The 3178-nt window shown below is 46.3% G+C and carries 5 protein-coding genes and 1 pseudogene; all 6 read right to left on the bottom strand.

What is annotated here, in order from left to right:
- A pseudogene (locus tag C7R94_RS31080) lies at positions 1-75 on the bottom strand (DNA-binding response regulator); the annotation flags it as partial.
- Positions 76-86: 11 nt separating this feature from the next.
- Positions 87-671 carry a TVP38/TMEM64 family protein gene (locus tag C7R94_RS28245; RefSeq protein ID WP_106785878.1) on the bottom strand — a complete coding sequence of 195 codons (585 nt, stop codon included), beginning with the start codon at positions 669-671 and terminating at the stop codon, positions 87-89.
- 124 nt (positions 672-795) lie between these two features.
- Positions 796-1290, bottom strand: a complete 495-nt coding sequence (locus C7R94_RS28240) for a GyrI-like domain-containing protein (RefSeq protein ID WP_106785877.1) — start codon at positions 1288-1290, stop codon at positions 796-798.
- 82 nt (positions 1291-1372) lie between these two features.
- Positions 1373-2302, bottom strand: coding sequence for a helix-turn-helix transcriptional regulator (locus tag C7R94_RS28235; protein ID WP_106785876.1), 930 nt, complete (start codon positions 2300-2302; stop codon positions 1373-1375).
- A gap of 180 nt (positions 2303-2482) precedes the next feature.
- Positions 2483-2692, bottom strand: coding sequence for a hypothetical protein (locus tag C7R94_RS28230; RefSeq protein WP_047069123.1), 210 nt, complete (start codon positions 2690-2692; stop codon positions 2483-2485).
- 76 nt (positions 2693-2768) lie between these two features.
- On the bottom strand, positions 2769-3178 hold a 410-nt coding region (locus C7R94_RS28225), incomplete at its 5' end, for an ethanolamine ammonia-lyase subunit EutC (RefSeq protein WP_146142834.1).

Below are 3178 nucleotides of genomic sequence, written 5' to 3'. Positions count from 1 at the left end.
GCCTTCCTTTTGCAGATAGGAGGACAATATTTCTAAGATTTGCGGCTCATCGTCGACTAGCAAAATGGTAGACATGTGAATCCTCCCTACTCCTGTTGTGTTTGATCTTTTCCTTTTTTCCAGAAAAGCAAAAAGACGAGAGCACCTGCTAGCAAGGCAAAGAGCAATCGTAACTTGTTTTCACGAAAAGTGATCAGATCATGGCCAACGAATGTTTCAAATACCATCGACGGCACTTTTCCTAACAAGGTCGCCACAAAAAATTGCAAGAAGGTGATATTCGTCAAAGCCGCGCCCAAATTGATCACACCCGAAGGCATCAACGGATTCAACCGGAGCAAAACGATGGCCAGACATTTGCGAAAACTCGTCGTTCCATTGATGGCATGTACCCATTTGAATGATTTCAGCTTTTCGCTCCGATCTGCTTTTTTGATCGTGTAGCGATAAAGGAAAAAGGCGATGCAAGCACCCGCTACCTCTCCCGTTAAGGAAATCAAGAACCCTCCGTACAAACCAAACACGACTGCGTTCGCACCCGATAAAAAAATGGAAGGCAATACACCTGCCACACTGATCACGATGTTCAATAAAATACTACCGATAATCCCCAGCATCCCCAAAGAACGAATCCATTCTGCCAGGGCTTCTACATTCGTTATCCAATCCATCCGTCTGTATGACTCCCCTCTGCCACTCTCTCTAGAGTAAACGAAACTTGTGAAGAAATCATGGAAAAAAACAAAACAGTCGTAGCCTGATCGACTACGACTGCTTGTATGATTGGATTCACCATTATTCTTCAGCGATCGCGATGTACAAATCCACTTGTGCGTTGTTGGGATCAGCGCAACGAACTCCGTCATATCGCTCGAAATCTCCAGTAAATGTCCGCTTGTTCCCCGGTTGATGGGACCACTCCCACACCTTCGCCCACGCTTCCGTCACAACCTCTACTATAGGGCCTACGCGAGTCGTAAATACGGCATAGGTAGAAGCCGGCAGATTCTTGACTGTGAGCTCAGCAGGAAGCTCACCGTTCTTTTCTACAACGGTTCCTACTAACATGGAATACTCGCCGGTCTCATCACTCTCGTAATCGGAATACACCCCCAGAACAACACCTGGCTCTTTTTGATGGGGAGTTTTGAAAGGATGCTCTTCTTGATAAAAGCGCTGCCACAGTCCCCCAATTTTCCCATTCGGTCCGCATTCCGCCTCATTCGTTGTCCGAATTTGCAAGCCAGCTACACGAATTTCATCCAGTTTTACAATCGTTGGGTTCATCATTAACCACGCTCCTGTAAGAGTTTGTTTACATGACTTAGTATAACGACCATACCCTGACAACTATCTGTCAACGTTCTACCGTTTATTCATAAAGTTTCGCCATTCTTTTTACCGTATCCCTAATTCTCTGCCTCACATGCGCAGGCTCATGTACACACAGGGCATCGCCAAAGCTAAGCAGCATACCGTTTAACCATTCATCGTCTGTCATCATCGTTCGTACCAATAATGAGCCATCCTGCATGGTCTCTATCGCTTCTGACGCAAACATATCCCGTACCCTTACATGTACACGCGGCGCAAATTCGAGGACAAGAGAAATACGCTCTGCTGTATCCCATTCTTCGAGCCATTCCAGTTTATCTATTTGATAGGGACGAGGCAAAAACTCCTCTGTCAGCACAGACATGTCTGCAATCCGCGATAAGCGAAACAGACGATCCTCCTGGCGCTGTAAACAATAGCCATACACGTACCACACATAACCTTTGATAATTAGTGTGACAGGCTCAATCGTGCGCTCTGTCGCATCGCCTTGTATTTTCGTATAAATGATCCGCACACGCAGTCTTTTCTCGATGGCTTCCCGCAGCTTATTTACTTTTTCGGCGATTGCCGGTGTACTGCCCCATGGATTGAAGTCATAAACAACAGGATGTGCACTTCCTTGCAGAGAGGATGGCGCAGTGGTGAGCAACGCTTTTATTTTTTCCAGAAGCTGTCCGATTTGCTTATCGTCTGTAGAAGAATGAACCCCTTTTAGCGCAGCAATCACCGCGACTAGCTCGTCCAGGGATAAGTATTGTCGATCGATCGTAAAATTCTCCATGATCTCGTATCCGCCGCTTGCCCCAGGGTACGCTACGATCGGAATTCCGGCTGCATTAATGGTTTCCAAATCCCGATAGACTGTACGCAAGGATACTTCAAAGTGATCGGATAGTTCACGAGCGCTCACACGACGTTTATTCAACAGCATGATGACAATAGCGAGTAGCCGTTCTACCTTCATGATCGCCTCCACTTTTCTTTTGAGTCAACATAGTGGTGGANNTTTTTCTTCTCGCCAGCTTTATTGGTTCTTCGATACCTTTAAAAATTTGAAGATCATTCCGTATGATTGATCATACAAAAAAGGAATCTGCAGCCAAAACGTGCTGCACATTCCCTTTTTGCCTTGCTTCATTCAAAGCTATACGCCCATACGTCTGCGTTGATTGTTTGGTTTTTTGGTGAGCTGGCTTTTCATCGTTTGATTTTTCGCCTTTTGATTCAGTGGGTTATTTGCCTGTGCTTGCGCTTGTTTTTTCTCCGCCAATTTGCGCTTCATCGCCTCTTGCAGGCTGATTTTCCCAGGCTTTTGCTCAGTGGTTTCTTTTTCGTTTTGGTTTGGCTCCGTCATGCGTAGCAACTCCTCATAGAAATTGGTTATCTTCTATGTATTCTAGTGCAAGACAGGAGGAAGCGCCAGTGGGAATCTACCCGTTAATCGCCCGAAGCTGTGATAATTTTACACCACTCGCTTGGTACTTCAAAATTTCCTCCAAAAGCTCTGCAAGGTAAGCACCTGCCTCAATCGGTAGGGTGCCACCCTTATGAATATTAGAAATAACCGTACGATCCGATTCTACCGTATTGGCATCCGGTTTGTAAATCATGTAAGCACTAAGACTTTCTGCCGTCGCAAGCCCCGGTCTTTCCCCAATTAAGGAAATGACGACCTTGCAATTGACAATGGACGCGACCTGATCCTGAATCCAAACGCGGCCTTTGTGAATAAACACTGGCTTCCCGACACTGATGTTTCGCATGGACAGTCCCTGCATCAAGGCAGGCAAGAGGTCTGGAATGGTCGCCTCACATGCAGAGGTGCTCAGTCCGTCCGAGA

The organism is Brevibacillus sp. NRRL NRS-603 (assembly GCF_003013445.1).
GTDB classification, from domain to species: Bacteria; Bacillota; Bacilli; order Brevibacillales; family Brevibacillaceae; genus Brevibacillus; species Brevibacillus formosus.
The sequence above is the reverse complement of the archived record's forward strand: the minus strand, read 5'-3'. Positions and strand labels throughout refer to the sequence as shown.

What these genes read in the sequence shown, in the direction of transcription:
- C7R94_RS28245 (WP_106785878.1), bottom strand. Translation starts at nt 671, where the DNA reads ATGGATTGGATAACGAATGTAGAAGCCCTGGCAGAATGGATTCGTTCT.
- C7R94_RS28240 (WP_106785877.1), bottom strand. Translation starts at nt 1,290, where the DNA reads ATGATGAACCCAACGATTGTAAAACTGGATGAAATTCGTGTAGCTGGC.
- C7R94_RS28235 (WP_106785876.1), bottom strand. Translation starts at nt 2,302, where the DNA reads ATGAAGGTAGAACGGCTACTCGCTATTGTCATCATGCTGTTGAATAAA.
- C7R94_RS28230 (WP_047069123.1), bottom strand. Translation starts at nt 2,692, where the DNA reads ATGACGGAGCCAAACCAAAACGAAAAAGAAACCACTGAGCAAAAGCCT.